We start from the raw sequence: 23,398 nt of genomic DNA, 5'->3' as shown, positions 1-23,398 counted from the left end.
GCATACAAAGAATTTATTACGGATCAGCATTGTGGCTGGTACGTGTTCTTTTAAAACTTGTGACGTAGCGAGCGTTTTGAGATTCTATCTTAGACGTGTCGTGAGGCTAAGGCGGAAGACTTGAATGTCTTCTTATTAATTGAGTCGTTATATTTCGTATCTGGGCTTTGTACCCCCAGGTCATATATATAACCCAAGGCAACTTGCGGTTATATGGTCAAGCGAATAAGCGCACACGGTGGATGCCTTGGCGGTCAGAGGCGATGAAGGACGTGGCAGCCTGCGAAAAGTATCGGGGAGCTGGCAACAAGCTTTGATCCGGTAATGTCCGAATGGGGAAACCCACCCGCTTGCGGGTATCCTGCAGTGAATACATAGCTGCTGGAAGCGAACCTGGTGAACTGAAATATCTAAGTAACCAGAGGAAAAGAAATCAACCGAGATTCCCTGAGTAGCGACGAGCGAACGGGGACTAGCCCTTAAGCTGGAATGGTTCTAGAAAAACAGCCTGGAACGGCTGGCCATAGAAGGTGATAGCCCTGTATTTAAAAGGGCCACTCCAGTGAAGACGAGTAGGGCGGGGCACGTGAAACCCTGTCTGAACATGGGGGGACCATCCTCCAAGGCTAAATACTACTGACCGACCGATAGTGAACCAGTACCGTGAGGGAAAGGCGAAAAGAACCCCGGAGAGGGGAGTGAAATAGATCCTGAAACCGTGTGCGTACAAGCAGTAGGAGCTCGAAAGAGTGACTGCGTACCTTTTGTATAATGGGTCAGCGACTTACTGTTCGTGGCAAGCTTAACCGTATAGGGGAGGCGAAGGGAAACCGAGTCTGATAAGGGCGCATAGTCGCGGGCAGTAGACCCGAAACCGGGTGATCTAGTCATGGCCAGGGTGAAGGTGCCGTAACAGGTACTGGAGGCCCGAACCCACGTCTGTTGCAAAAGACGGGGATGAGCTGTGATTAGGAGTGAAAAGCTAATCGAACCCGGAGATAGCTGGTTCTCCTCGAAAGCTATTTAGGTAGCGCCTCATATGTATCCTCTCGGGGGTAGAGCACTGTTATGGCTAGGGGGTCATCGCGACTTACCAAACCATTGCAAACTCCGAATACCGAGACGGACTGTATGGGAGACACACGGCGGGTGCTAACGTCCGTCGTGAAAAGGGAAACAACCCAGACCCACAGCTAAGGTCCCAAATTCACTGCTAAGTGGAAAACCATGTGGAAAGGCACAGACAGCCAGGAGGTTGGCTTAGAAGCAGCCACCCTTTAAAGAAAGCGTAATAGCTCACTGGTCGAGTCGGTCTGCGGGGAAGATTTAACGGGGCTAAGCAGTGAACCGAAGCTTGGGGTGTGCATATTTATATGTACGCGGTAGAGGAGCGTTCCGTAAGCCGTTGAAGGTGGATTGAGAAGTCTGCTGGAGGTATCGGAAGTGCGAATGCTGACATGAGTAACGATAATGCGGGTGAAAAACCCGCACGCCGAAAGCCCAAGGTTTCCTTGCGCAACGTTAATCGGCGCAGGGTGAGTCGGCCCCTAAGGCGAGGACGAAAGTCGTAGTCGATGGGAAGCAGGTTAATATTCCTGCACCTCGCGTAAGTGCGATGGAGGGACGGAGAAGGTTAGGTGTACCCGGCGTTGGTTGTCCGGGGGAAAGGCGGTAGGTTTGGATCTTTGGCAAATCCGGGATCCTTTAAGACCGAGCACCGAGACGAGTCTTTAAGACGAAGTCACTGATACCACGCTTCCAGGAAAAGCTCCTAAGCTTCAGCTTACGCAGACCGTACCGTAAACCGACACAGGTGGGTAGGATGAGAATTCTCAGGCGCTTGAGAGAACTCGGGTGAAGGAACTAGGCAACATGGCACCGTAACTTCGGGAGAAGGTGCGCCCTTTTTGGTGGCTCATGCGAGCTATAGCTGAAGAGGGCCGCAGTAACCAGGCCGCTGCGACTGTTTATCAAAAACACAGCACTCTGCAAACACGAAAGTGGACGTATAGGGTGTGACGCCTGCCCGGTGCTGGAAGGTTAATTGATGGGGTCAGCCGCAAGGCGAAGCTCTTGATCGAAGCCCCAGTAAACGGCGGCCGTAACTATAACGGTCCTAAGGTAGCGAAATTCCTTGTCGGGTAAGTTCCGACCTGCACGAATGGCGTAACGACAGCGGCGCTGTCTCCACCCGAGACTCAGTGAAATTGAAATCGCTGTGAAGATGCAGCGTTCCCGTGGCAAGACGGAAAGACCCCGTGAACCTTTACTATAGCTTTACACTGAACGTTGAGTTCGTCTGTGTAGGATAGGTGGGAGGCTATGAAACCATGGCGCTAGCTGTGGTGGAGCCATCCTTGAAATACCACCCTGTCGTGCTTGACGTTCTAACCTAGGTCCATAATCTGGATCGGGGACCGTGTATGGTGGGTAGTTTGACTGGGGCGGTCTCCTCCTAAAGAGTAACGGAGGAGCTCGAAGGTACGCTCAGCGCGGTCGGACATCGCGCACTGTGTGCAAAGGCATAAGCGTGCTTGACTGCAAGATCGACGGATCAAGCAGGTAGGAAACTAGGACTTAGTGATCCGGTGGTTCTGTATGGAAGGGCCATCGCTCAACGGATAAAAGGTACTCCGGGGATAACAGGCTGATACCGCCCAAGAGTTCATATCGACGGCGGTGTTTGGCACCTCGATGTCGGCTCATCACATCCTGGGGCTGTAGTCGGTCCCAAGGGTATGGCTGTTCGCCATTTAAAGTGGTACGCGAGCTGGGTTCAGAACGTCGTGAGACAGTTCGGTCCCTATCTGCCATGGGCGTTGGAGATTTGAGAGGGGCTGCTCCTAGTACGAGAGGACCGGAGTGGACGAACCTCTGGTGTTCCGGTTGTCACGCCAGTGGCATTGCCGGGTAGCTATGTTCGGAAGCGATAACCGCTGAAAGCATCTAAGCGGGAAGCGCGCCTCAAGATGAGATCTCCCGGGGCACAAGCCCCCTGAAGGAACCATATAGACTATGTGGTTGATAGGTCAGGTGTGTAAGTACAGCAATGTATTGAGCTAACTGATACTAATGATCCGTGTGGCTTGACCATATAACCTCAAGTTGCCTTGGCCGACATGACATGTCGATAGATCCCAAGTGCACGCTACGTCACAAGACTTACGAGAGGCAGGCGCCTTATCCGTTCCTTAGGATGGCGACGCTCCAACTGTCTCCCTGGTGAAATTAGCGCTGTGGAACCACCCGATCCCATCCCGAACTCGGAAGTGAAACGCAGCTGCGCCGATGGTAGTGTGGCCTAAGCCATGCGAGAGTAGGTCATCGCCAGGGTTTTTACCCCGAAAACCCCGCTGCTCACGCAGCGGGGTTTTCCTTTTGTCCGCGATTCAGCGCCTGGCTCCGCCGCCTTCCGGCAACCCAGGTACGCCCTGCCGGTGTCTGGCGCAGCTGTCTGTAAAGCACGTCGCCATGCAGACGTACCGTCATGGCTGCTGATGACGGACAACTCCACGCCGCTGACCTGCGTGATTCTCGACGACCACCCGGGCGTGGCAATCTCCTCCGCCGATTGGTACCGGCTCGGCGATGCGGTGCAGATACGTACGCCGACGACGCCCCACACCGGGGATGCGCTGGTGACCGCACTCGCAGGATGCCGGGACACGGGGGTGATGCGCATGCGCACGCCGATCACCGCCGCGAAGGCGCAAGGCGTGGTCGTGTGCGGAACCGACAAGCCATCCCGAACCGGCGATGGAACAGACCTGGGTGCTGATCCTGGCGGTAATGCGGCATCTGGTGCCGGAGGCGAACGCGCTGCGTGCGCAAGGACCGTGGCAGCAGAGCGTCGGTCGTGATCTGCACGGCGCACGCCTGGGGCTGCCGACTGGGCGGGATCGGTCAGCGGGTCGCGCGGTTCGGCCCGGGAGTCGGCCTGCAGGTCAGTGCTTGGCGTTCGAATCTGGATGCTGGCCAAGCAGGGGCCGCCGGCGTGCACCTGGTGGTATCCAGGCAGGCGCTGTTCGCCAGCAGAACATACTGGCGACGCGGCAATGGGGCGAAGTCACCGAGCGCAACGATCGCGATGCCTTCAGCCAGGCGGTCGAACGCATCGCCGCCTGACTGCAGGACGCGCCGCGGCGCGTGCTGAACTGACGCCGATCAGGCCACTGCGGCCGCGCGGTAGGCCTGTTCCTGATGGCGGAACACCGCGACCGCCTGGGTCAGGTCGGCAGCCTGCGCTTCCAGCAACCGCGCCGCAGCACTGGCTTCCTCGACCAGCGCCGCGTTCTGCTGGGTGGCATCGTCCATCTGCGCCACGGTCTGGTTGACCTGGTCGATGCCGGCCGCCTGCTCCTGCGACGCAGAAGAGATCTCGGCCATGATGCCGCTGACACTGGCGACGCGGGTGACGATCTCGCCCATGGTCTGCCCGGCGTCCTGGACCAGGCGCGCGCCATCCGCGACCTGCTCCACGGAGGCCTCGATCAGGCCCTTGATCTCCTTGGCCGCTTCGGCCGACCGCTGCGCCAGGCTGCGCACTTCGCTGGCCACCACGGCGAAGCCCCGGCCCTGCTCGCCGGCGCGCGCGGCTTCCACCGCCGCGTTGAGTGCCAGGATGTTGGTCTGGAAGGCGATGCCGTCGATCACCCGGGTGATGTCGCCGATCCGGTGGGAGGCGCTCTGGATGGCGTCCATGGTGGTCACCACCTGGCCCACCACCTGACTGCCGCGCGTGGCGACGTCATGTGCGCCGTGGGCCAGCGCGCTGGCCTGGCGCGCATGCTCGGCGTTCTGGCGGACGGTCGAGGTCAGCTCTTCCATCGAGGCGGCGGTTTCCTCCAGATGTGCGGCCTGGCGTTCGGTGCGCTCGGAGAGGTCATCGTTGCCGCTGGCGATCTCGCTGGCGGCCAGCGAGATAGAGCCGGTGCACCGCTTGATCCGCTCGACCATCGCGGTCAACTGTTCGGCGGTCGCGTTGGCATCGCGTTGCATGGCTTGGAACGAGCCGTGGAAGTCGCCGCGCATGCGCTGGCCCAGGTCGCCGTCGGCCAGCGCGGAAAGCATGCGGCGGATCTCGCCGACCGTACCACCAACACTGTCCAGCAACTGGTTGATGCCGCCGGTCAGGCCATTGAGGAAGCCGGCGCCGCCGTCGGTGGCCTGCAGGCGACGATCGAGGTCGCCCTTGCTGGCCGCCTCGACGATGTCGGCCACGGCGTTCTCCAGCAGCAGCTCGTGGGTACGGTCATGCCACTCCACCGCGAAGCCCTGGCGCTGGCCCTGCGCATCGAACACCGGCGTCACCACCTGGGCGAAATGCACCGGGCCGATCCGCACGCGGCCATGATGGGTGGCCATCAGGGTGTTGAGGATGCCGCGGATACGGTCCGGGTTGGCATGGAAACGGTGGATGCTGCTGCCGACCAGGCGCTCGGCGTCGAAATCGGGGAAGGCCTCGCGCAGACTGGCCTGCTGGTTGCGCAGCAGCGTCACCACCGACTGGTTGACGTAGCGGATCACGTGGTCGTTGTCGGCAATCATCATCGCCGTGCGGGAGACATCCAGCGCCTGCCGCACCTGGGCATCGTGGGCGTGGTCGACGCTGTCGCGCGCCTGCGCGCGCGCCGCCTCTGTGCCCAGCGAAAGCGCTCGCGTCTCTGCCTGCCGCAGGGCATGACCCTGCTGCCTCACACGCAGCGCCACCAGGCCCAGCAGCAGCCCCGCGATGGCGACCGGAAGCAGCGCCCAGGGCTGCCGCTGCCAGACCGCAGCGATCACGGCCGCGGCGATCAGCAGCCCCGCGGTGATCAGACAGGCCGCGTCCGCGAACGGTCGGGACGTGTGCGTGCGCAGCAGATCGGGTGGGCGGGTCGAGGCAACGGGAAGGGCGGACATGGCGGCTCCAGAATCATCAGAAAGCAGAAATCCTGCGGCGCTCGCGCGCACAGGCGGGTGCCGCACCCCTCACCGGCGATCCGGTGGGCGCAGCAGCGAAAGGAAGCAGGGAGGCGCGTAGGGAGCACACAGCGAACGCCGCGTCGGCGGTGGCGATCACCGCCGGCATGGCCCGGTCCTGTGGGCGATGGCACGGCCAATCCGGCATTGCGACGACGTTCCCTGGAAGCCTGGGTGATGCGCGGCTTCGCAACGGCGGAGCAAGCGACGACAGTGCAGTCGAGAAAATCGCCTGCACCCTCGGTATCGGTCGCTGCCGGGATAAGTTGAGTGCGACCGTGTGTCGCACCGTGCAGGCTTACCCGGCGAGGAAGCCCTGGATCACCTCGGCCACCACCTGCGGGTGCTCCATGTGCAGGTGATGGGTGCCCGGGAACACGGCCAGGCGGCCTTCGCGCAGCAGCCCGATGCGCTGGCTGCGCAGCGGCTCGGGGTAATACGGCTGCGCCGGCGTGGCGTAGATCACCTGGGTCGGGCACTCGATCGCGGCGAGCAGGTCGTCGATCTGCGCCTCACTCAGGCGCATTGCGGTGGGCAGCATCAGGCGTTGATCGCTGCACCAGCTGTACCCGCCCTCGACCGGTTTGACGCCACGTTCGACCAGCAGGCGCGCGCACGGCTCGCTGAGCTGGTTGGCCATCATGCGGGCGCGGATCGGCGCAGCCAGATCGGGAAACACACGCAGCCTGCGGGTGGACAGTGCACGCGCGGCGCGCACGTGTTCGCGAAGACGCTGTGCTGTCTCATTCTCCGGACCGCGCAGGCCGCCGAGCGCCTCGATCGCGATCAGGCGCTCCACGCGCTCCGGTGCGGCTGCCGCGGTGAGGCTGGCGATGCCCGCGCCCATCGAATGGCCGAGCAGCACGAAGCGATCCCAGCCCAGCGCATCGGCGACTTCAAGGACATGGCAGATCGCACCGGGTGTGTTGTATTGCGTGCCGGGCGGCAGATGCGCGCTGTGGCCGTGCCCGGGCAGATCGATCGCCACCAGCTCGAGCCCGGGCAGCTGCGCGGCCAACGGCACGAAGCTGGCCGCGTTGTCGAGCCAGCCGTGCAGCGCCAGCACACGCAGGCCACCGCTCACAGGCGACCGCAGGCCGGCCACGGTGCTGCCGGCAACCGCCAGGGAGAACGGCTGCAGGGTCATGCCAGCGCCGCGATGCTCAGTCGCGACAGCGCCAGTGCATGCGCCTGCGCATCGTTGAGGCAGGGGATGTAGCGCATGGTCGCGCCGCGCTGGGCCACGGTTTCGGTAAAGCCCATCGCCACTTCCTCCAGCGTTTCCAGGCAGTCCGTGGCAAAGCCCGGGCAGACCACGTCCATGCTGCGCACGCCGCTGTCTGCCATTGCCCACAGGGTGGGCTCGGCATAGGGCTGCAGCCACTTCTCGCGGCCGAACCGCGACTGGTAGGTCAACTGCCAGGCATCGTCGGTCAGCTCCAGGGCCTGCGCGATCGCCCGGGCACTGGCCTCGCAGCGTTGCGGATACGGATCGCCGGCATCGGCCAGGCGCTGCGGGATGCCATGGAAAGAGAACACCAGCTTCTCGCCGCGACCGTGGTGCTCCCACCACTGGCGGATGCTGCCGGCGACGGCGGCGACCCAGTCCGGATCGACCGCGTAATCGCGCACCAGGGTCACGGTGACGCCGGGATGTGCCGGCTGCCACTGGCGCACCTGGTCCTCGATGGAGGCGGTGGTGGTGGTCGAATACTGGGGATACAGCGGCAGCACCACGATCCGCTTGATGCCCTCGGCGGCCAGCCGATCCAGCTCGGCCGGCAGCGCCGGCGCGCCGTAGCGCATCGCATGACGCACCCGCAGGTCCGGCATGAGGCTCTGCATGGCCTCGGCCAGCCGGCGGGTGTAGACCATCAGCGGGGAGCCGTCCGGCAGCCAGACCTGGGCGTACTTGGCGGCCGATCGACCACTGCGCAATGGCAGGATCAGCCCGTACAGCAAGGGTTTCCAGAACAGTGGCGGAATCGCGACCACGCGCGGATCGCTGAGGAACTCAGCCAGGTAGCGACGCACCGCCGGGGCGGTTGGCGTCTCGGGCGTGCCTAGATTGACCGCCAGCACGGCGGTGTCGGGTGCGTCGAGCATGTCGCCATTCTCGCAGGTCTGCGCGATTGGCGGGATGGATTTGGATGATGAACACGATCCAGCAGGCATATCGATAGCCCGGAATACTCATTGCCGATTCATCGCCGGGCTTCTAACGTCCAGAAGCGTATCGACCCCGGTCGAACGTGCCGCTATCTTGTATGAATCGACTTTCTGGAGCCCACCCATGCGCCGCCTCAGCCTTGTACTGCTGATCACCGCCAGCCTGCTGTCGACCCAGGCCATGGCCGGGCCACAGGAGGACCAGCGCGCCCGCAATGCCGTGCGCGTCCTGAATGAAATCCAGGGCATCCCCGAGCAGGGAATCCCCGACAAGCTGCTCGACGAAGGTCGCGCGGTCGTCGTCATCCCTGACACCATCAAAGCCGGCCTGGTGATCGGTGGCCGCCGCGGCCACGGCCTGATGTCGGTCAAGACGCCCGACGGCAGCTGGTCCAACCCGGTGTTCGTGAAGCTCACCGGCGGTAGCATCGGCTTCCAGGCCGGTGTGCAGTCCTCCGACGTGGTGCTGGTGTTCCGCAATGACCGCAGCCTGGACAATCTCGTCAACGGCAAATTCACCCTGGGCGCCGATGCCGGTGTCGCAGCCGGTCCTGTCGGCCGCAACGCCGCGGCCGCCACCGATGGCCAGTTGAAGGCCGAAATCTGGTCCTGGTCGCGCGCCCGCGGGCTGTTCGCCGGTGTGGCGCTGGATGGCGCCGTGCTGCAGATCGACGATGCCGCCAATCTGGATGCCTACGGCAGCAACACCACGCCGCGCATGGTGTTCGAAGGCCGCGTCGGCGAGCCGCCGTCGGTGGACGTGGTCGCCTTCCGCGATCGCCTGGAAGAAGCCACCTACACCGCCCGCGAGAAGCGCGGGACCGCAGGCAGTGCCCCGGCCCCCGCCCCGGCGCCGCGCGCGGCCACCGTGCCGGTTCGACCTGAACAGGCACCGGCCCCGGCCGCTGCCGGCGCGACCACCGCCCCGCTGCAGTCCGTGCCGGCACAGCCGGCCCCGCAGCAGGGCTTCCAGCCGGTCGGTGACGGTGAAGTCCGTACCGAATCGCTGGACGGCAACTGACTTTCGTCACGCGCGCCGGCTTACCGCCGGTGCGCTATGCTCAACCGTCTGATCACTACGTAACGCGAGCGGCTCATGGGCACTTTCAGCATCTGGCATTGGTTGGTCGTGCTGGTCATCGTTCTGCTGGTGTTCGGCACCAAGAAACTGACCAGCGGCGCCAAGGACCTTGGCAGCGCCGTCAAGGAATTCAAGAAGGGCATGCGCGACGAGGACAAGCCGAACGCGCAGCTCAGCGACAGCTCGCGTCCGCAGGACTCGACGACGACGTCGCAGACCGAGCACGACCGCGACCCGCGCTGATCCGGGCGGCTTGGCGTGTTCGATATCGGTTTCAGTGAACTGCTGGTCATCGCGGTGGTGGCCCTGGTCGTGCTCGGCCCCGAGCGGCTGCCCAAGGCGGCCCGCTTCGCCGGGTTGTGGGTGCGCCGTGCCCGCAACCAGTGGGATTCGGTGAAGCAGGAGCTTGAGCGCGAGCTGCATGCCGAAGAGATCAAGCGCCAGTTCGATGATGTGAAGTCTTCGGTACGCGATACCGAGTCGCAGCTGCGCGCCAGCGGCGAAGCGGTGCGCCGCGAGGCTGAGCAGATGCGCCAGGACGTGGCGCGTCACGGCGAGGGTGTTGCCGCCGCGGACGACGCGCCGGTGATGACCGGCCCGGCGCCGGGTTCTCCGGCCAGCGTGGCCCAGCATGCGGTGGCGACCGATGAGGTCGAGCCGCCGCGCGATGCGATGGCTCCGCCCGGGATCGATGGCAGTGCGCCCCGTGCGGACGTGTCGGCACCGCTGCCGCCATCGACGGATACCGCGGCGCCTGCGCCCACGCCCACGCCGCCCAACGACGAGGCACCGCGATGAGCGAGCATGAAAGCAGCGAGAGCTCGCTGGTCGAACACCTGATTGAACTGCGTGCGCGCCTGGTGCGCGCGTTGATCGGCCTGGGCGTGGTGCTGCTGGGGCTGATGCCGTTCTCGCGGCAGATCTACACGATGGTCGCCGAACCGCTGATCTCGCAGCTGCCGAACGGGCAGACGATGATCGCGACCAATCCTGCGGGTGCCTTCTTCGCGCCGTTGAAGCTGACCTTCTTCGTGGCGGTGTTCATCGCCGTGCCGTGGCTGCTGTTCCAGCTGTGGTCGTTCGTGGCACCGGGCCTGTATGCCCGCGAAAAACGCCTGGCCGTGCCGTTGCTGGCCTCGTCGGTCCTGCTGTTCTATCTGGGCTGCGCGTTCGCGTACTTCCTGGTGCTGCCGGCGGTGTTCCACTTCCTGACCACGTTCCGCCCGGAGGTGATCGCCATCACTCCGGACGCAACGGCTTACCTGGATTTCGTGCTGGCGATCTTCTTCGCCTTCGGCACCAGTTTCGAGCTGCCGGTGGCGATGGTGATCCTGGTGCTGCTGGGCTGGATCACGCCGCAGCAGTTCAAGGAAGGCCGCGGCTACGCGATCGTCGGCATCTTCGTGCTGGCCGCGGTGCTGACGCCGCCGGACGTGGTCTCGCAGCTGATGCTGGCCATTCCGATGTGCCTGCTCTACGAACTGGGCATCCATGCGGCACGCTGGCTGGTGCCACGCCCCGGTGGGAAAGCACAGCCGGAGTGAGGCACAAACAAAAACCCCGGCCTTGGCCGGGGTTTTGTTTTGATCAGGCCGCGAAAACGTTGTTCGGGCCGGGCATCGGCGGCGGGGTCTGCGGACCCTGCTGGCCGAACATCTGCTTCCACGCGGTGTAGATGGCACCGGCGAACACCGGCATCACCACCCCCATCAGCAGCAGCTGCGCGACGAACAGGGCGAGCATGGTGCCGCCGATCAGCTGCGCGATCAGGGCCACCAGCATCACGCCGAAGTAGATCGCAAACACCGCCACGAAGGCGAGCAGGAAGAACACCACCATCGCCAGCACGTTGTGCAGGCAGGCGCGCAGGCTCAGGCGCATCGCCTGCAGGCCGTTGCGGTGCTCGAACATCACCTGCGGCGGCAGGGTGAACAGCGCCAGCGCCATGGCCAGGAAGGTGACCACCACCAGCGCCAGCCACAGCAGGATGCGCATCGCCGGCAGGCTCGCCATCAACTCTTCGATCTGCGCCGGGTCCGGCTGCGCGCCGGACTGGCTGATCGTGTTGAGCTGGACCATCACCTCGCTGAGGTGCTGCAGGCCGCTGCTACCGATCAGCACCAGCAGCAGCACGCCCAGGAACAGGCCGGCCACCAGCTGCGGCAGCAGCGAGGCGAGCAGGTTCAGGGCGCGGCCTTCATGCAGCCCCTGCAGCAGGTGCGCAGGCTGTGCAACGCGCCCCTGGTCCACTTCGCGCACGGCCCAGACCAGGCCACCGAAGAACAACGGGCCGGCCAGCGCCATCAACAGCTGCGCCAGTGTGCTCAGCGCCGGGCTCACCATCGCCAGCGACATCACCAGCAACGCGGCCACGGCCCAGATCACGCCGAGCAGGCCCAGCGCCAGCGGCGCCTTGCGCAGCAGGGTGAAACCCGACACCAGCCATTCCGCGCCGGCGGAGGCCGGCAGCTTGCGAATCTCGCTCATAACATTCCGGGGACAGGGGAGGAGGCGCGAACGCCCGATTGCGGTCGATTATCCCTGTTTTCCCGGCGCGTGACCTGAAGGCCGCCCAGCGCGGCGCGGACGCTGCGTTGCGCCCGGTGCCTTGCCGGTGCTGGCCTCAGGCGTTGCGCGCCTGGCGGACGAAACGGCGCAGCAGCTGGCGGGCCAGCGGCGCGGCGCTGACCTCGCGGGCGACGCGGCGCGCGCAGCCGCCGTGCTGGCGGATGCACTCGGCGCGGGCGCGGACATAGCCGCGCATGTGGTGGGTGGCGAACTCGGGGTGGAACTGCACGCCCCAGGCATGCGCGCCCCAGCGGAAGGCGTGGCAGTTGTCCTGCGCCGAGCGCGCCAGGATCGCCGCGCCCTCGGGGGCGCGCAGGACCGTCTGCAGGTGGGTGGCGTGCGCCGGGAAGCGCGCGGGCAGGCCACTGAACAGCGGATCGTCGATCGCTGACGGATCCAGCGCCAGCTCGATCGTGCCCGATTCGCGGCCTGCCGGGTTGTAGGCGACTTCGCCGCCCAGCGCGTGGGCCAGCAGCTGGTGGCCGTAGCAGATGCCGAACACCGGGCGGTCGTCGTGGGCGGCATCGCGCAGCCATTGCGCGCTGCGCTCGCTCCAGTCGGCGCGGTCGGTGACATAGGCGGCCGAGCCGCTGACGATCACGCCGGCGAAATCGCGGTGGCTGGGCAGGGTGCCGCCGTGCTCGACATCGACCACCACGGTCTCGTCGGCGCCGAGCCCGGCCGCGACCCGGATCCAGTGCGAAAACCGCCCGTAGCGGCGCAGCGAGGCGACGGGTTGGCCGGTTTCAAGAATCAGGAACGGGGCGGAATTCATCCGGGGGAGGCAGGACCGAGAGGACTTCCTCGATTGTAGTCAGCCCTGCCGCTACCTTTTCAAGCCCTGCGCGGCGCAGGGTTCGTACCCCTTCAGCACGTGCGGCACGGTTGAAGGCGGCCAGATCCATGTCCGCGCGGATGTGCCGGCGCAGGCTGGAACCCAATGGCAGCAACTCATACAGGCCCACGCGGCCGAGGAAACCGGTGCGCCGGCAGTCGATGCAGCCGACCGGTGCATATGGCGTGGGTGCCTCAGGTAATGCCGCATCGGCATCAGCCAACACCGCCCATTGCTCGGCCGAGAGCACCGCGGGCACCTTGCAGTGGGTGCACAGGGTGCGCACCAGACGCTGGGCCAATACCCCGTTGAGGGTGGAGGCGAGCAGGTAGTGCGGCACCCCCAGGTCCAGCAGGCGGGTGATCGCCGAGGGCGCATCGTTGGTGTGCAGGGTGGACAGCACCAGGTGGCCGGTCAGCGAGGCCTGCACCGCCATCTGCGCGGTCTCCAGGTCGCGGATCTCGCCGATCATGATGATGTCCGGGTCCTGCCGCAGCAGGGTGCGCACGCCGCTGGCGAAGTCCAGATCGATGTTGGTCTGCACCTGCATCTGGTTGAATTCCGGCGCGATCATTTCGATCGGGTCTTCCACCGTGCAGACATTCACGTCCGGTGTGGCCAGCCGCTTCAGCGTGGAATACAGAGTGGTGGTCTTGCCCGAGCCGGTCGGCCCGGTGACCAGCACGATGCCGTGCGGGCGCTCGACCAGGGCGCTCCAGCCAGCCGCTTCCTGCGGGCTGAAACCCAGCTGGTCGATGCTCTTGAACGCCGCATCCGGGTCGAAGATGCGCATCACGCACTTTTCGCCGAACGCGGTGGGCATGGTCGACAGGCGCATCTCCACTTCGCGCCCGCCCGGCGAACGGGTCTTGATGCGGCCATCCTGCGGGCGGCGACGCTCGGCCAGGTCCATCCGGCCCAGCACCTTGATGCGGCTGACCACGGCGGTCATCACCGCCGGCGGCACCTCGAACACCTTGTGCAGCACCCCATCGATGCGGAAGCGCATGCGGCCCATGTCGCGGCGCGGCTCCAGGTGGATGTCCGAGGCGCGCTGCTCATAGGCGTACTGCAGCAGCCAATCCACGATGTGCACGATGTGCTGGTCGTCGGCGTTGACATCGCCGGCGCGGCCCAGCTCGACCAGCTGCTCGAAGCTGGGCAGGGTGCTGCTGGCCTCGCCCCGGACATCGCCGCGGGCGCCGCGCACCGAGCGCGTGACCCCGTAGAACTCCATGGTGTAGCGGTGCAGGTCGAGCGGGTTGACCATCGCCAGCTCGATCCGGCGGCGGCTCAGGTGCTGCAGGTCGCGCAGCCACTCCTGGGCCAGCGGCTCGCTGGTGGCGACCAGCACGCGCTCGCTGTCCACGGCCAGCGGCAGGAAGCGGTGGCGGCGCGCATAGGCATGGGAGACCAGGGCGGTGACCGCCGAGACGTCGACCCGGGTCGGGTCCACCCGCAGGTAGCGCACGCCCGCGCGCTGGGCCAGCCATTCGCTGAGGCGCTCCAGGCCGAGTTCACCGCCGCCGCTGGCGCCCAGCTTCAGGTTGGCCAGCAGAACCAGTGGATGGACCTCGCTGGCATTGCGTGCGCCCGGGGAGGAGAAGCGGATCCGCTCCAGATCGGCAGGGGCAACCAGGCCATCGGCGACCAGTGCTGCGGCGACCTGGTCGAAGTCCAGGCGGCCGTGCGGCAGGGGCACGGCCGGCGCAGGAACACGGGCACTGGCCGCGGGCAGGCGTGGATCCATCCTCCAATTCCCCAAGGCACGGAAGGCCCGTGCGGTCGGTCGCTATACTAGCGCACCCCTCCTGCAGGCAAGAATCCGCCGCATGTCCGTCACGAAGAGCGTTCCGATCACTTTCCAGGGCCTGATCCAGACCCTCAACCAGTATTGGGCGCAGCAGGGCTGCGTGCTGATCCAGCCGCTGGACCTGGAGGTCGGTGCCGGTACGTTCCACCCGGCCACCTTCCTGCGCTCGATCGGTCCGGAAAGCTGGAACGCCGCGTACGTGCAGCCCTCGCGCCGCCCGACCGACGGCCGCTACGGTGAGAACCCCAACCGCCTGCAGCGCTACTACCAGTACCAGGTGGCGATGAAGCCGAGCCCGGACAACATCCAGCAGTTGTATCTGGATTCGCTCAAGGCGCTGGGTATCGACCCGCTGGTGCACGACCTGCGCTTCGTCGAGGACAACTGGGAATCGCCGACCCTCGGTGCCTGGGGCCTGGGCTGGGAAGTGTGGTTGAACGGGATGGAAGTCACCCAGTTCACCTATTTCCAGCAGGCCGGTGGCCTGGAATGCAAGCCGGTGCTCGGCGAGATCACCTACGGTCTGGAGCGCCTGTGCATGTACCTGCAGAACTGCGACAACGTCTATGACCTGATCTGGACCTACGGTCCGGACGGCACCCCGGTCACCTACGGCGATGTGTACCTGCAGAACGAGATCGAGCAGAGCACCTACAACTTCGAATACGCCGACGTGGATGAAATGTTCCATCGCTTCGATGCCTGCGAAAAAGAGGCGCAGAAGCTGGTCGATGTCGGCCTGCCGCTGCCGGCCTATGAGCAGGTCTGCAAGGCCAGCCATGCCTTCAACCTGCTGGATGCGCGCCGCGCGATCAGCGTGACCGAACGCCAGCGCTACATCCTGCGCGTGCGCGCGCTGGCCCAGGCCGTGGCCAGGCTGTACGAGGCCAAGCGCCTGGAAGCCGTCGCCGCCAAGGAGGTGCAGGCATGAGCACGATGCAGCCGCTGCTGATTGAACTGGGTACCGAAGAACTGCCGGTCAAGGCGCTGCCGGGCCTGGCCCAGGCCTTCTTCGATGGCATCGTCGACGGCCTGACCAAGCGTGGCGTGGCCATCGAACGTGGCGATGCCAAGCCGCTGTCGACCCCGCGCCGCCTGGCCGTGCTGCTGCCCGGCGTGGCCGTTGAGCAGCCGGAACAGCACAGCGAAGTGCTGGGCCCGTACCTGAACATCGCGCTGGATGCCGAGGGTCAGCCGACCAAGGCGCTGCAGGGCTTCGCCGCCAAGGCCGGGATCGACTGGACCGCGCTGGAGCGCACCACCGATGCCAAGGGCGAGCGCTTCGTGCACCGCTCCACCACGCCGGGCGCGCGCACCGCGACCCTGCTGCCGGAGATCCTGCGCGAGGCGATCGCGGCGATGCCGATTCCCAAGCCCATGCGCTGGGGGAGCCACACCTACGGCTTCGCGCGCCCGGTGCATTGGCTGGTGCTGCTGCACGGCCCGGACATCATCGAGGCCGAGGTGCTGGGCCTGAAGGCCGACCGCATGAGCCGCGGCCATCGCTTCATGCACGACAAGACCGTGCGGCTGAGCGCGCCGGAGGACTACGTCGCCTCGCTGCAGGCCGCCTACGTGCTGGTCGATGCCGACGCGCGCCGCGCGCGCATCGTCGAACAGGTCAACGCGGCGGCCGCGCAGGCCGGCGGCCAGGCGCGCATCACCCCGGACAACCTGGAGCAGGTGGTCAACCTGGTCGAGTGGCCGGCGCCGGTGCTGTGCAGTTTCGAGCGCGAGTTCCTGGCGGTCCCGCAGGAAGCGCTGATCGAGACGATGGAGATCAACCAGAAGTTCTTCCCGGTGCTCGATGCCGGCGGCACGCTGACCGAGAAGTTCATCGGCATCGCCAACATCGAATCCAAGGACGTGGCCGAAGTGGCCAAGGGCTACGAGCGCGTGATCCGTCCGCGTTTCTCCGATGCCAAGTTCTTCTTCGACGAAGATCTGAAGCAGGGCCTGGACGCCATGGGCGACGGCCTGAAGACCGTCACCTACCAGGCCAAGCTGGGCTCGGTGGCCGACAAGGTCGCCCGCGTGGCCGCACTGGCCGAGGCCATCGCGCCGCAGGTCGGCGTGGACCCGGTGCTGGCCAAGCGCGCGGCACTGCTGGCCAAGAACGACCTGCAGTCGCGCATGGTCAACGAGTTCCCGGAACTGCAGGGCATCGCCGGCCGGCATTACGCCGTGGTCGGCGGCGAGTCGCCGGAGGTGGCGCTGGCCATCGACGAGGCCTACCAGCCGCGCTTCGGTGGCGATGACATCGCACTCTCGCCGCTGGGCAAGGTGCTGGCCATCGCCGAGCGCCTGGACACGCTGGCCGGTGGCTTTGCCGCAGGCCTGAAGCCGACCGGCAACAAGGATCCGTTCGCGCTGCGCCGCAATGCGCTGGGCCTGGCCCGCACGGTGATCGAGAGCGGGTTTGATCTGGATCTGCGCGCGCTGGTCGCCACCGCCATCGCCGGTCTGCCGGCGGGCGTGCAGCCCAGTGCCGAGCGCAAGACCGAGGCGCTGCCGCAGGAGCTGTACGACTTCGTGATCGATCGTCTGCGCGGCTATTACGCCGACAAGGGCGTGCCGGCCACGCACTTCAACGCGGTCGCCGAGCTGAAGCCGGTCTCGCTGTACGACTTCGACCGCCGCATCGATGCCATCGGCACCTTTGCCGCGCTGCCGGAAGCGGAAGCACTGGCCGCGGCCAACAAGCGCATCCGCAACATCCTGCGCAAGGCCGAGGGCGCGATCCCGGGCATGATTGACCCGGCGCTGCTGGCCGAGCCGGCCGAGAGCGAACTGGCCGAAGCGGTGGAAGCGGCCATCGATGACAGCAACGCCAGCCTGCACCAGAAGGACTACGTGAGCGTGTTGAACCGGTTGGCGCGCCTGCGCCCGCAGGTGGATGCGTTCTTCGATGCGGTGATGGTCAATGCCGAGGACCCGGCGCTGCGGGCCAATCGCCTGGCCCTGCTCAAGCGCCTGGGCGACCGCCTGGGCAGCGTGGCGGCGATCGAACACCTGTCCAACTGACGCTGCGGGGCAGGACGCCCCGAGGCTCACCAGAAGGCGCGACGGCTTCGGCGGTTCGCGCCTTCTGCGTTTCCAAGGGGTGGCCGTCGCAATGCGCACCATTCGCGCCGGGAACGTCATGAGCCGTCGCGGACGGTTCTGTCCGACACCGTGTCGGCATCGCTCAGGGCCGATGCGTCCGCAGCGACTTTCTCGCGGAATTTAACGGCTTCTTCACCGCCGTTCTGAAACAGCCACGCCGATTTCGCATGCTCGCGATGGCCCGTTATGCTGTCGCCATGCAGCCAACGAAATTCGCCCTTCCGCTGATGTTCCTGTCCTTTGCCACCGTCTCGGTGGCACATGCACGGGGGACCATCGAGAAAGTGGACATCAAAGGATTGGACAAGGGCGACGACGCCGAGATGATCGAGAACATCGAGGTCTCGCTGTCCCTGTACGACACCATCGGCAAGGTCCAGGGCGAGTCGCGGCTGGAGTACCTGTTGTCCCAGGCCGAGCGCCAGACCCGCGAGGCGCTGGAACCGTTCGGCTACTACAACCCGACCATCACGGTGGAAAGCCCCCGCGAAGGCGAGAACCTGCGCGTGGTGATCCAGGTCGACAAGGGCCCGCCGACTGTGGTCCGTCGCGAGCACATCGACATCACCGGCCCGGCCCAGCTGGACCAGTACCTCCAGGAAGACCTGGAGAACTTCAAGCCGCGCAAGGGCCAGCGCTTCGAACACACCGAGTACGAAGCCAGCAAGATCCGGGTGACCCGGCGCCTGGCCGAACGTGGTTACTTCGATGCCGACTTCACCCAGCGCCAGGTCCAGATCACCCGTGCCGAGAACGCGGCCGACGTCGATCTCACCTGGGACAGCGGCCGCCGTTACAACATGGGCGAAATCCGCTTCCACCAGGATTACTTCGTCGACAAGCTGTTCGACCCGCTGGTGTATTGGGACGAAGGCAGCTACTTCCACGAAGGCAAGCTGGACCGCCTGCGCGAATCACTGACCAAGCTGGATTACTTCAGCGTGATCGACATCCAGCCGCGCCCGGACCAGGCCGATGAGAACGGCGATGTGCCGGTGGACGTCAACCTCACCCGCGCCAAGCGCACGATCTACACGGCCGGCCTGAGCTACGGCAGCGAGAGTGGCGCCGGTGTGCGCGGCGGCCTGGAGCGGCGCTTCCTCAACAGCCGCGGGCACAAGATGAATACCCAGCTCGACTATGCGCAGAAGCGTAAGAGCCTGGTCACCAGCTACCGCATTCCGGCCTTCAACTGGCTCGATGGCTGGTATGCGTTCACCGCCAGCGCGTATGACGAGCAGACCGACTACATCGACCTGCGCAACTTCAAGCTGTCGGCCAGCCGCAGTGGCGAGATCAACGAGTACTGGACCGCGATCGCCTCGATCAACGCCCTGCGCGAGCGCTGGCGTTACGCTTCGGGCACCGAGTTCACCGATGCGGTCTACAACACCTCCACGCTGGTCTACCCGCAGCTGGTGGCCGACTACGTCAACGTTGACGATGAAATGTTCCCGCGTCGCGGCCTGAGTGGCAGTGCGACGCTGCGCGGCGGCATCGAAGGCGCCGGCTCGGACACCAGCTTCGTGCAGGCCAACATGGTGCTGCGCTGGTATGTGCCGATCGGCGACACCGACCGCCTGATCCTGCGCGGTGAAGGTGGCACCACCTGGACCAGCGACCTGGTGGCGATGCCGCCGAGCCTGCGCTTCTTCGCCGGTGGCGACCGCAGCATCCGCGGCTATGCCTTCCGCGAAGTCGGCCCGCGCACCGCACCGCCGGACAAGTACGCGCTCGGCGCGAAGAACCTGGTGGTCGGCTCGGCCGAGTATGAGCATTACTTCAAGGGCGGGCCGTGGGGCGCGGCGGTGTTCGTCGATACCGGCAGCGCGTTCGACAACACCATCGACCTGCACACCGGCGTGGGCTTCGGCGTGCGCTGGAAATCGCCGGTGGGCCCGGTGCGCGTGGATATCGCGCACGGCCTGAACAACCCGGATTCGCAGTTCCAGCTGTACCTGAACATCGGAGCGGACCTGTGAGCACGCCGACGCCTTCCGCACCCGCCACCCCGCCGCCGCCGCGCGTGCGTTTCTACCGCAGACGCCGCTTCTGGGCGTGGTCCGGCTTCACCGTGCTCGGCCTGGTGCTGCTCGCGCTGCTGCTGGTGTACTGGCTGCTGCAGACCGTGGCCGGCCGCGATGTGCTGCTGGCGCAGGTGGTCGCGCGCTTGCCGGTCGGCGCGTCGCTGACGTGGAGCAAGGTGGATGGTCCCGTCGCCGGGCCGCTGGTGCTGCACGATCTGGACTTCCGCTACGACGATATCCATTTCACCGCCGAGCGCGCCTATCTGGATCCGGACATCCGCCCGCTGCTGGGGCGCAAGCTGCAGCTCGATGCCCTGCAGATCAAGAACGCGACGCTGAACCTGGCCAAGAGCGATGAGCCGTTCGAGCTGCCCTCCTGGCCGGACTCGCTGCCGCAGATCGAAATGCCCCTGGCGATCCAGGCCGACACGATCATCATCGATGGCTTCCGCATCACCCAGGCGCAGCAGCCGCTGATCGACATCGCCAAGGTGCGCGGTGGCGTGGAGATCGCCAATGGCGAATTCCGCGCGACCCAGCTCAAGGTCGACAGCGACATGGGCGATTTCCGCGTGGACGGCCGTTACCTGCCACGCAGCGATTACGACACCGACATCACCATCGGCGCGCTGATGCCGGCCCCGCGCGGGCGTACCCCGGCGCGGCTGGGGCTGGTCGCACGCGGCGACCTGGGGCACATGGAAGTGGCGATCGCCGGCAACGCACCGGCGCCGCTGCAGGCCAGCCTGGTCTTTGATGGCCGCACCGATCCGGTCTGGAAACTCACCGCACGCAGCAAGGAACTCGACCTGGCACTGCTGGTGCCGGGGATGGACGCGAGTACCAGCACGCCGATGGCGCTGGATGTGCAGGCCGACGGCAAGGGCGGCCAGGCCAATCTGCAGGGCAGCTTCAAGCAGGGCGACATCGCGGTGGAACTGGCGCCCTCCAAGGTCGGCCTGGCCGACCAGGTGCTGACCGTGGCGCCGCTGCAGGTGAAGGGCTTCGGTGGCCAGGCGAGGCTGGAAGGCATCGCCGATTTCACCGACAAGGAAAACGCGAGCCTGCGGTTCTCCGTCGTCGCCAACGACCTGACCTTCGTGCCCGCCGCCGACACCACCACCCCGGGCGCCGCTGCGCCGGTGCCGGTGACGCTCAAGGAAGCGCGCATGGGCCTGGCCGGCACGCTGAAGGCCTGGGCGGCGGTTGGCCGTGCCTCGGTTGAGCGCGAGAAGCAGGTCGCCGACCTGACGTTCGACGTGCGCGGCAACGACCAGGCCGCCGTGATCAAGCAGCTGCAGGCCAGCACGCCGGGCGGCTCGCTGGATGTCACCGGCCAGGTCGCCTGGGCACCGCAGCTGGATTGGGACGTCGCCGCCAAACTGGCCGGCTTCGATCCGGGTTACTTCGCGCCGGGCTGGGACGGCAAGCTGTCCGGTTCGTTCGCATCGAAGGGCCGCCAGTTGCCGCCGCCCGCGGGCAGTCCGGCCGGTACCGCCGGCAGCTACGAAGCCACCGTCGATGTACCTGGCATCAAGGGCACGCTGCGCAAGCGCGCGCTGGATGCACAGGGCAGGTTCGCCCTGCGCGGCGAGCAGGGCGAGGGCAACCTCAGGCTCGCGCTGGGCAACAGCCGCCTGACCGCCAAGGGCTCGGTCGGTGACCGCCTGGATATCGATGCACAGCTGGAACCGGTGCAGCTGGCGGACCTGTTGCCCAACAGCACCGGCAGCCTGCGCGGCCACGTGCTGATCAAGGGCGCTCGCACCGCACCGGATATCACCGCCGATCTGGTCGGTAGTGGCCTGCGCTGGGACGACTGGAGCGCCGAGGCGATCAGCATCAAGGGCCGCCTGCCATGGCAGGGCGACAGCGGCACGCTGGCGGTGCAGGGCAGCAAGCTGCAGGTGGGCATGCTGCTGGACACGCTCAACGTGGATGCGCGCGGCAGCCTGTCCAACCTGCGCGTGGATGCGCAGACGAAAAACGAACTTGGTGCCGTCGCGCTGCAGGGCGGTGTGCGCCAGCAGGGCCAGGCCTGGCGCGGTGACCTGACCGCGCTGCGCATCGCACCGATGAAGGGCGATGCGTGGAGCCTGCGTGCGCCGGCCACCTTCAGCGTGCAGGGCAGCAACGTCACCCTGAGCGATGCCTGCCTGGGGGCGGCCACCGGTGGTGCGCTGTGCGCCAGCGCGAACTGGCCGCGCGAAGGCCTGCTCGTACGTGGCGATGCATTGCCGCTGGCGCTGGTGCAGCCCTGGCTGCCGCCGCAGTCCGGCCGCCGCATCTTCCTGCGCGGTGAAGTGAATCTGGACGGGCGCATCCGCCCGCGCGGCAACGCGTGGGAAGGCAGCGCTTCGGTCACCTCGCGCGAAGGCGGCGTGCGCCTGGGCGACAACGCCCGTGGCGAACTGGTGCGCTACGACCAGTTCTCGGTGAATCTGGAGATGACCCCGCAGCAGATCAACGCCAAGCTCGGTGTCGGCTTCCAGGGCGATGGCTTCGTCGATGCCAAGGTGCAGACCGGCTGGGATGCCAACGCACCGCTGACCGGCGAGCTCTACATGAACATCGCGCGGCTGTACTGGCTCGAACTCTTCTCCCCGGATATCGTGCGCCCGACCGGGCTGATCGAAGGCCACGTCAGCCTGCGCGGTACCCGTGGCACGCCCTCGCTGGGTGGGGAGGCGACGCTGAGCAAGTTCAATGGCGAGTTCCCCGCGCTGGGCCTGACCTTCGCCGAGGGCAAGGGCAGCTTCACCGCACAGCCGGACGGCTCGGCCAAGATCACCGCCCAGGCCAACTCCGGCAAGGGCACGCTGTACGTCGATGGCGGGCTGTCCTGGTTCGGTGACGCGCAGCCGCTGCAGCTGCATATCCACGGCGAGAACGTGCTGCTGGCCAATACCAGCGAACTGCGCGTGGTGGCCAACCCCAACCTGGACTTCACCCTGGCCGGCAGCGCGATGCAGCTGCGCGGCACGGTGCATGTGCCCGAAGCAGACCTGGACCTGGAGCGCCTGGATCGCGGTACCTCGGTCTCTGAAGACGTGGTGGTGCTGGACCCGGTCGATCCGGAAGAGGGCCCCAGTTCGCCGCTGGACATGGACCTGACCGTCAGCCTGGGCGACCAGGTCAAGATGGCCGGATTCGGGTTGAAGGGCGCGCTGACCGGCAAGATGCAGGTGTGGGCGCGCCCCGGACGCGAGATGACTGCCAACGGCGGGCTCGAAGTCAGTGGCCGCTACAAGGCCTACGGCCAGGATCTGACCATCACCCGCGGCAACTTGAACTGGAACTACAACGCGGTCTCCGATCCGCGCATCAACATCCGTGCCCAGCGCACCGTCGGCGACATCACCGCCGGTATCGATGTGACCGGGCGGGCGCAGTCGCCGCGCGTGGACGTGTGGTCGGACCCGGCCATGTCGCAGTCCGAAGCACTGGCCTACCTGGTGCTGGGTCGCAGCCTCACCGGTGCCAGCAGCGACCAGGCCCAGCAGGTCAACGCGGCCTCGGCGGCGCTGTCGGCCGGCAGTGGCCTGCTCGCTTCCCAGCTGGGGGCCAAGCTCGGCCTGGACGATGCCGGCGTGAGCCAGTCGCGCGCGCTGGGCGGCTCGGTCATCGGCTTCGGCAAGTACATCTCGCCCAAGCTCTACATCGGCTACGGCGTCTCGCTGGTCGGCAGTGGTTCGGTACTGACGCTGAAGTACCTGCTGCGGCGTGGCTTCGATGTGGAGCTGGAATCGAGCACGGTGGAGAACCGCGGGTCGCTGAACTGGCGGCGGGAGAAGTAAGCCGCGGCCGGTGGTTCAGGTGCCCCTGACCATCGGCCGTTG

General features: G+C 66.0%; 15 protein-coding genes and 2 rRNA genes. 11 read left to right on the top strand and 6 right to left on the bottom strand.

Annotation, left to right across the window (positions count from 1 at the left end):
- Positions 1-215 precede the first annotated feature (215 nt).
- The 3 genes from BIZ42_RS09205 to BIZ42_RS19525 all read left to right on the top strand — a co-directional run bounded on the left by BIZ42_RS09205 (position 216) and on the right by BIZ42_RS19525 (position 3,860).
- Positions 216-3,094: ribosomal RNA gene (locus BIZ42_RS09205) — 23S ribosomal RNA — on the top strand.
- A gap of 124 nt (positions 3,095-3,218) precedes the next feature.
- Positions 3,219-3,333 (top strand): 5S ribosomal RNA (gene rrf / locus BIZ42_RS09200).
- 164 nt (positions 3,334-3,497) lie between these two features.
- Complete coding sequence (locus tag BIZ42_RS19525) at positions 3,498-3,860, top strand: hypothetical protein (RefSeq protein WP_156785712.1); 363 nt, start codon at positions 3,498-3,500, stop codon at positions 3,858-3,860.
- Positions 3,861-4,164: 304 nt separating this feature from the next.
- Here the strand turns inward: BIZ42_RS19525 and BIZ42_RS09195 are convergent, their stop codons facing one another.
- The 3 genes from BIZ42_RS09195 to hemH all read right to left on the bottom strand — a co-directional run bounded on the left by BIZ42_RS09195 (position 4,165) and on the right by hemH (position 8,067).
- Positions 4,165-5,901, bottom strand: coding sequence for a methyl-accepting chemotaxis protein (locus BIZ42_RS09195; RefSeq protein WP_070426253.1), 1,737 nt, complete (start codon positions 5,899-5,901; stop codon positions 4,165-4,167).
- A gap of 358 nt (positions 5,902-6,259) precedes the next feature.
- Complete coding sequence (locus BIZ42_RS09190; protein WP_070426252.1) at positions 6,260-7,108, bottom strand: alpha/beta hydrolase; 849 nt, start codon at positions 7,106-7,108, stop codon at positions 6,260-6,262.
- Positions 7,105-8,067, bottom strand: a complete 963-nt coding sequence (gene hemH, locus BIZ42_RS09185; protein WP_046272957.1) for a ferrochelatase — start codon at positions 8,065-8,067, stop codon at positions 7,105-7,107. The genes BIZ42_RS09190 and hemH overlap by 4 nt, the downstream gene beginning before the upstream one ends.
- 187 nt (positions 8,068-8,254) lie before the next feature.
- Here hemH and BIZ42_RS09180 point away from each other — a divergent pair, with 187 nt between their 5' ends.
- The 4 genes from BIZ42_RS09180 (at position 8,255) to tatC (ending at position 10,755) form a co-directional block, all read left to right on the top strand.
- Complete coding sequence (locus BIZ42_RS09180; RefSeq protein ID WP_019185585.1) at positions 8,255-9,151, top strand: YSC84-related protein; 897 nt, start codon at positions 8,255-8,257, stop codon at positions 9,149-9,151.
- A 75-nt stretch (positions 9,152-9,226) separates the two neighbouring features.
- Complete coding sequence (gene tatA / locus BIZ42_RS09175) at positions 9,227-9,454, top strand: Sec-independent protein translocase subunit TatA (RefSeq protein ID WP_070426251.1); 228 nt, start codon at positions 9,227-9,229, stop codon at positions 9,452-9,454.
- A gap of 15 nt (positions 9,455-9,469) precedes the next feature.
- Entirely contained in the window at positions 9,470-10,009 is a 540-nt protein-coding gene (tatB, locus tag BIZ42_RS09170; protein WP_070426250.1) for a Sec-independent protein translocase protein TatB, read from the top strand.
- Positions 10,006-10,755: a twin-arginine translocase subunit TatC gene (tatC, locus tag BIZ42_RS09165; RefSeq protein WP_019185588.1), complete on the top strand. Its 750-nt coding sequence runs from the start codon at positions 10,006-10,008 to the stop codon at positions 10,753-10,755. The genes tatB and tatC overlap by 4 nt, the downstream gene beginning before the upstream one ends.
- A gap of 43 nt (positions 10,756-10,798) precedes the next feature.
- Here the strand turns inward: tatC and BIZ42_RS09160 are convergent, their stop codons facing one another.
- The 3 genes from BIZ42_RS09160 to BIZ42_RS09150 all read right to left on the bottom strand — a co-directional run bounded on the left by BIZ42_RS09160 (position 10,799) and on the right by BIZ42_RS09150 (position 14,364).
- Positions 10,799-11,698: a BPSS1780 family membrane protein gene (locus BIZ42_RS09160; RefSeq protein WP_070426249.1), complete on the bottom strand. Its 900-nt coding sequence runs from the start codon at positions 11,696-11,698 to the stop codon at positions 10,799-10,801.
- Positions 11,699-11,834: 136 nt separating this feature from the next.
- Positions 11,835-12,554 carry a glutamine amidotransferase gene (locus BIZ42_RS09155; protein WP_070426248.1) on the bottom strand — a complete coding sequence of 240 codons (720 nt, stop codon included), beginning with the start codon at positions 12,552-12,554 and terminating at the stop codon, positions 11,835-11,837.
- On the bottom strand, positions 12,526-14,364 hold the full coding sequence (locus tag BIZ42_RS09150) for a GspE/PulE family protein (RefSeq protein WP_070426247.1): 1,839 nt from the start codon (positions 14,362-14,364) through the stop codon (positions 12,526-12,528). The genes BIZ42_RS09155 and BIZ42_RS09150 overlap by 29 nt, the downstream gene beginning before the upstream one ends.
- An 82-nt stretch (positions 14,365-14,446) precedes the next feature.
- Between BIZ42_RS09150 and glyQ the strand changes: the two genes are divergently transcribed.
- The 4 genes from glyQ (at position 14,447) to BIZ42_RS09130 (ending at position 23,356) form a co-directional block, all read left to right on the top strand.
- Positions 14,447-15,358 (top strand): glycine--tRNA ligase subunit alpha, encoded by a 912-nt coding sequence (gene glyQ / locus BIZ42_RS09145; RefSeq protein WP_070426246.1) that lies wholly within the window; start codon positions 14,447-14,449, stop codon positions 15,356-15,358.
- On the top strand, positions 15,355-17,451 hold the full coding sequence (gene glyS / locus BIZ42_RS09140) for a glycine--tRNA ligase subunit beta (RefSeq protein ID WP_070426245.1): 2,097 nt from the start codon (positions 15,355-15,357) through the stop codon (positions 17,449-17,451). Before glyQ ends, glyS begins: the two co-directional genes overlap by 4 nt.
- A 278-nt stretch (positions 17,452-17,729) precedes the next feature.
- Positions 17,730-19,514 carry an autotransporter assembly complex family protein gene (locus BIZ42_RS09135; protein WP_172838077.1) on the top strand — a complete coding sequence of 595 codons (1,785 nt, stop codon included), beginning with the start codon at positions 17,730-17,732 and terminating at the stop codon, positions 19,512-19,514.
- On the top strand, positions 19,511-23,356 hold the full coding sequence (locus tag BIZ42_RS09130) for a translocation/assembly module TamB domain-containing protein (RefSeq protein WP_070426244.1): 3,846 nt from the start codon (positions 19,511-19,513) through the stop codon (positions 23,354-23,356). Before BIZ42_RS09135 ends, BIZ42_RS09130 begins: the two co-directional genes overlap by 4 nt.
- Positions 23,357-23,398 lie beyond the last annotated feature (42 nt).

This window comes from Stenotrophomonas sp. LM091 (genome assembly GCF_001806305.1).
GTDB lineage: Bacteria > Pseudomonadota > Gammaproteobacteria > Xanthomonadales > Xanthomonadaceae > Stenotrophomonas > Stenotrophomonas bentonitica_A.
Note: the sequence above shows the minus strand (reverse complement) of the source record. Positions and strands in the feature narration are given on the sequence as shown.

Excerpts from the sequence above, each read along its gene's own strand:
- BIZ42_RS19525 (WP_156785712.1), top strand. The coding sequence starts at position 3,498 with ATGACGGACAACTCCACGCCGCTGACCTGCGTGATTCTCGACGACCAC.
- BIZ42_RS09195 (WP_070426253.1), bottom strand. The coding sequence starts at position 5,901 with ATGTCCGCCCTTCCCGTTGCCTCGACCCGCCCACCCGATCTGCTGCGC.
- BIZ42_RS09190 (WP_070426252.1), bottom strand. The coding sequence starts at position 7,108 with ATGACCCTGCAGCCGTTCTCCCTGGCGGTTGCCGGCAGCACCGTGGCC.
- hemH (WP_046272957.1), bottom strand. The coding sequence starts at position 8,067 with ATGCTCGACGCACCCGACACCGCCGTGCTGGCGGTCAATCTAGGCACG.
- BIZ42_RS09180 (WP_019185585.1), top strand. The coding sequence starts at position 8,255 with ATGCGCCGCCTCAGCCTTGTACTGCTGATCACCGCCAGCCTGCTGTCG.
- tatA (WP_070426251.1), top strand. The coding sequence starts at position 9,227 with ATGGGCACTTTCAGCATCTGGCATTGGTTGGTCGTGCTGGTCATCGTT.
- tatC (WP_019185588.1), top strand. The coding sequence starts at position 10,006 with ATGAGCGAGCATGAAAGCAGCGAGAGCTCGCTGGTCGAACACCTGATT.
- BIZ42_RS09160 (WP_070426249.1), bottom strand. The coding sequence starts at position 11,698 with ATGAGCGAGATTCGCAAGCTGCCGGCCTCCGCCGGCGCGGAATGGCTG.
- BIZ42_RS09155 (WP_070426248.1), bottom strand. The coding sequence starts at position 12,554 with ATGAATTCCGCCCCGTTCCTGATTCTTGAAACCGGCCAACCCGTCGCC.
- BIZ42_RS09150 (WP_070426247.1), bottom strand. The coding sequence starts at position 14,364 with ATGGATCCACGCCTGCCCGCGGCCAGTGCCCGTGTTCCTGCGCCGGCC.
- glyQ (WP_070426246.1), top strand. The coding sequence starts at position 14,447 with ATGTCCGTCACGAAGAGCGTTCCGATCACTTTCCAGGGCCTGATCCAG.
- glyS (WP_070426245.1), top strand. The coding sequence starts at position 15,355 with ATGAGCACGATGCAGCCGCTGCTGATTGAACTGGGTACCGAAGAACTG.
- BIZ42_RS09135 (WP_172838077.1), top strand. The coding sequence starts at position 17,730 with ATGCAGCCAACGAAATTCGCCCTTCCGCTGATGTTCCTGTCCTTTGCC.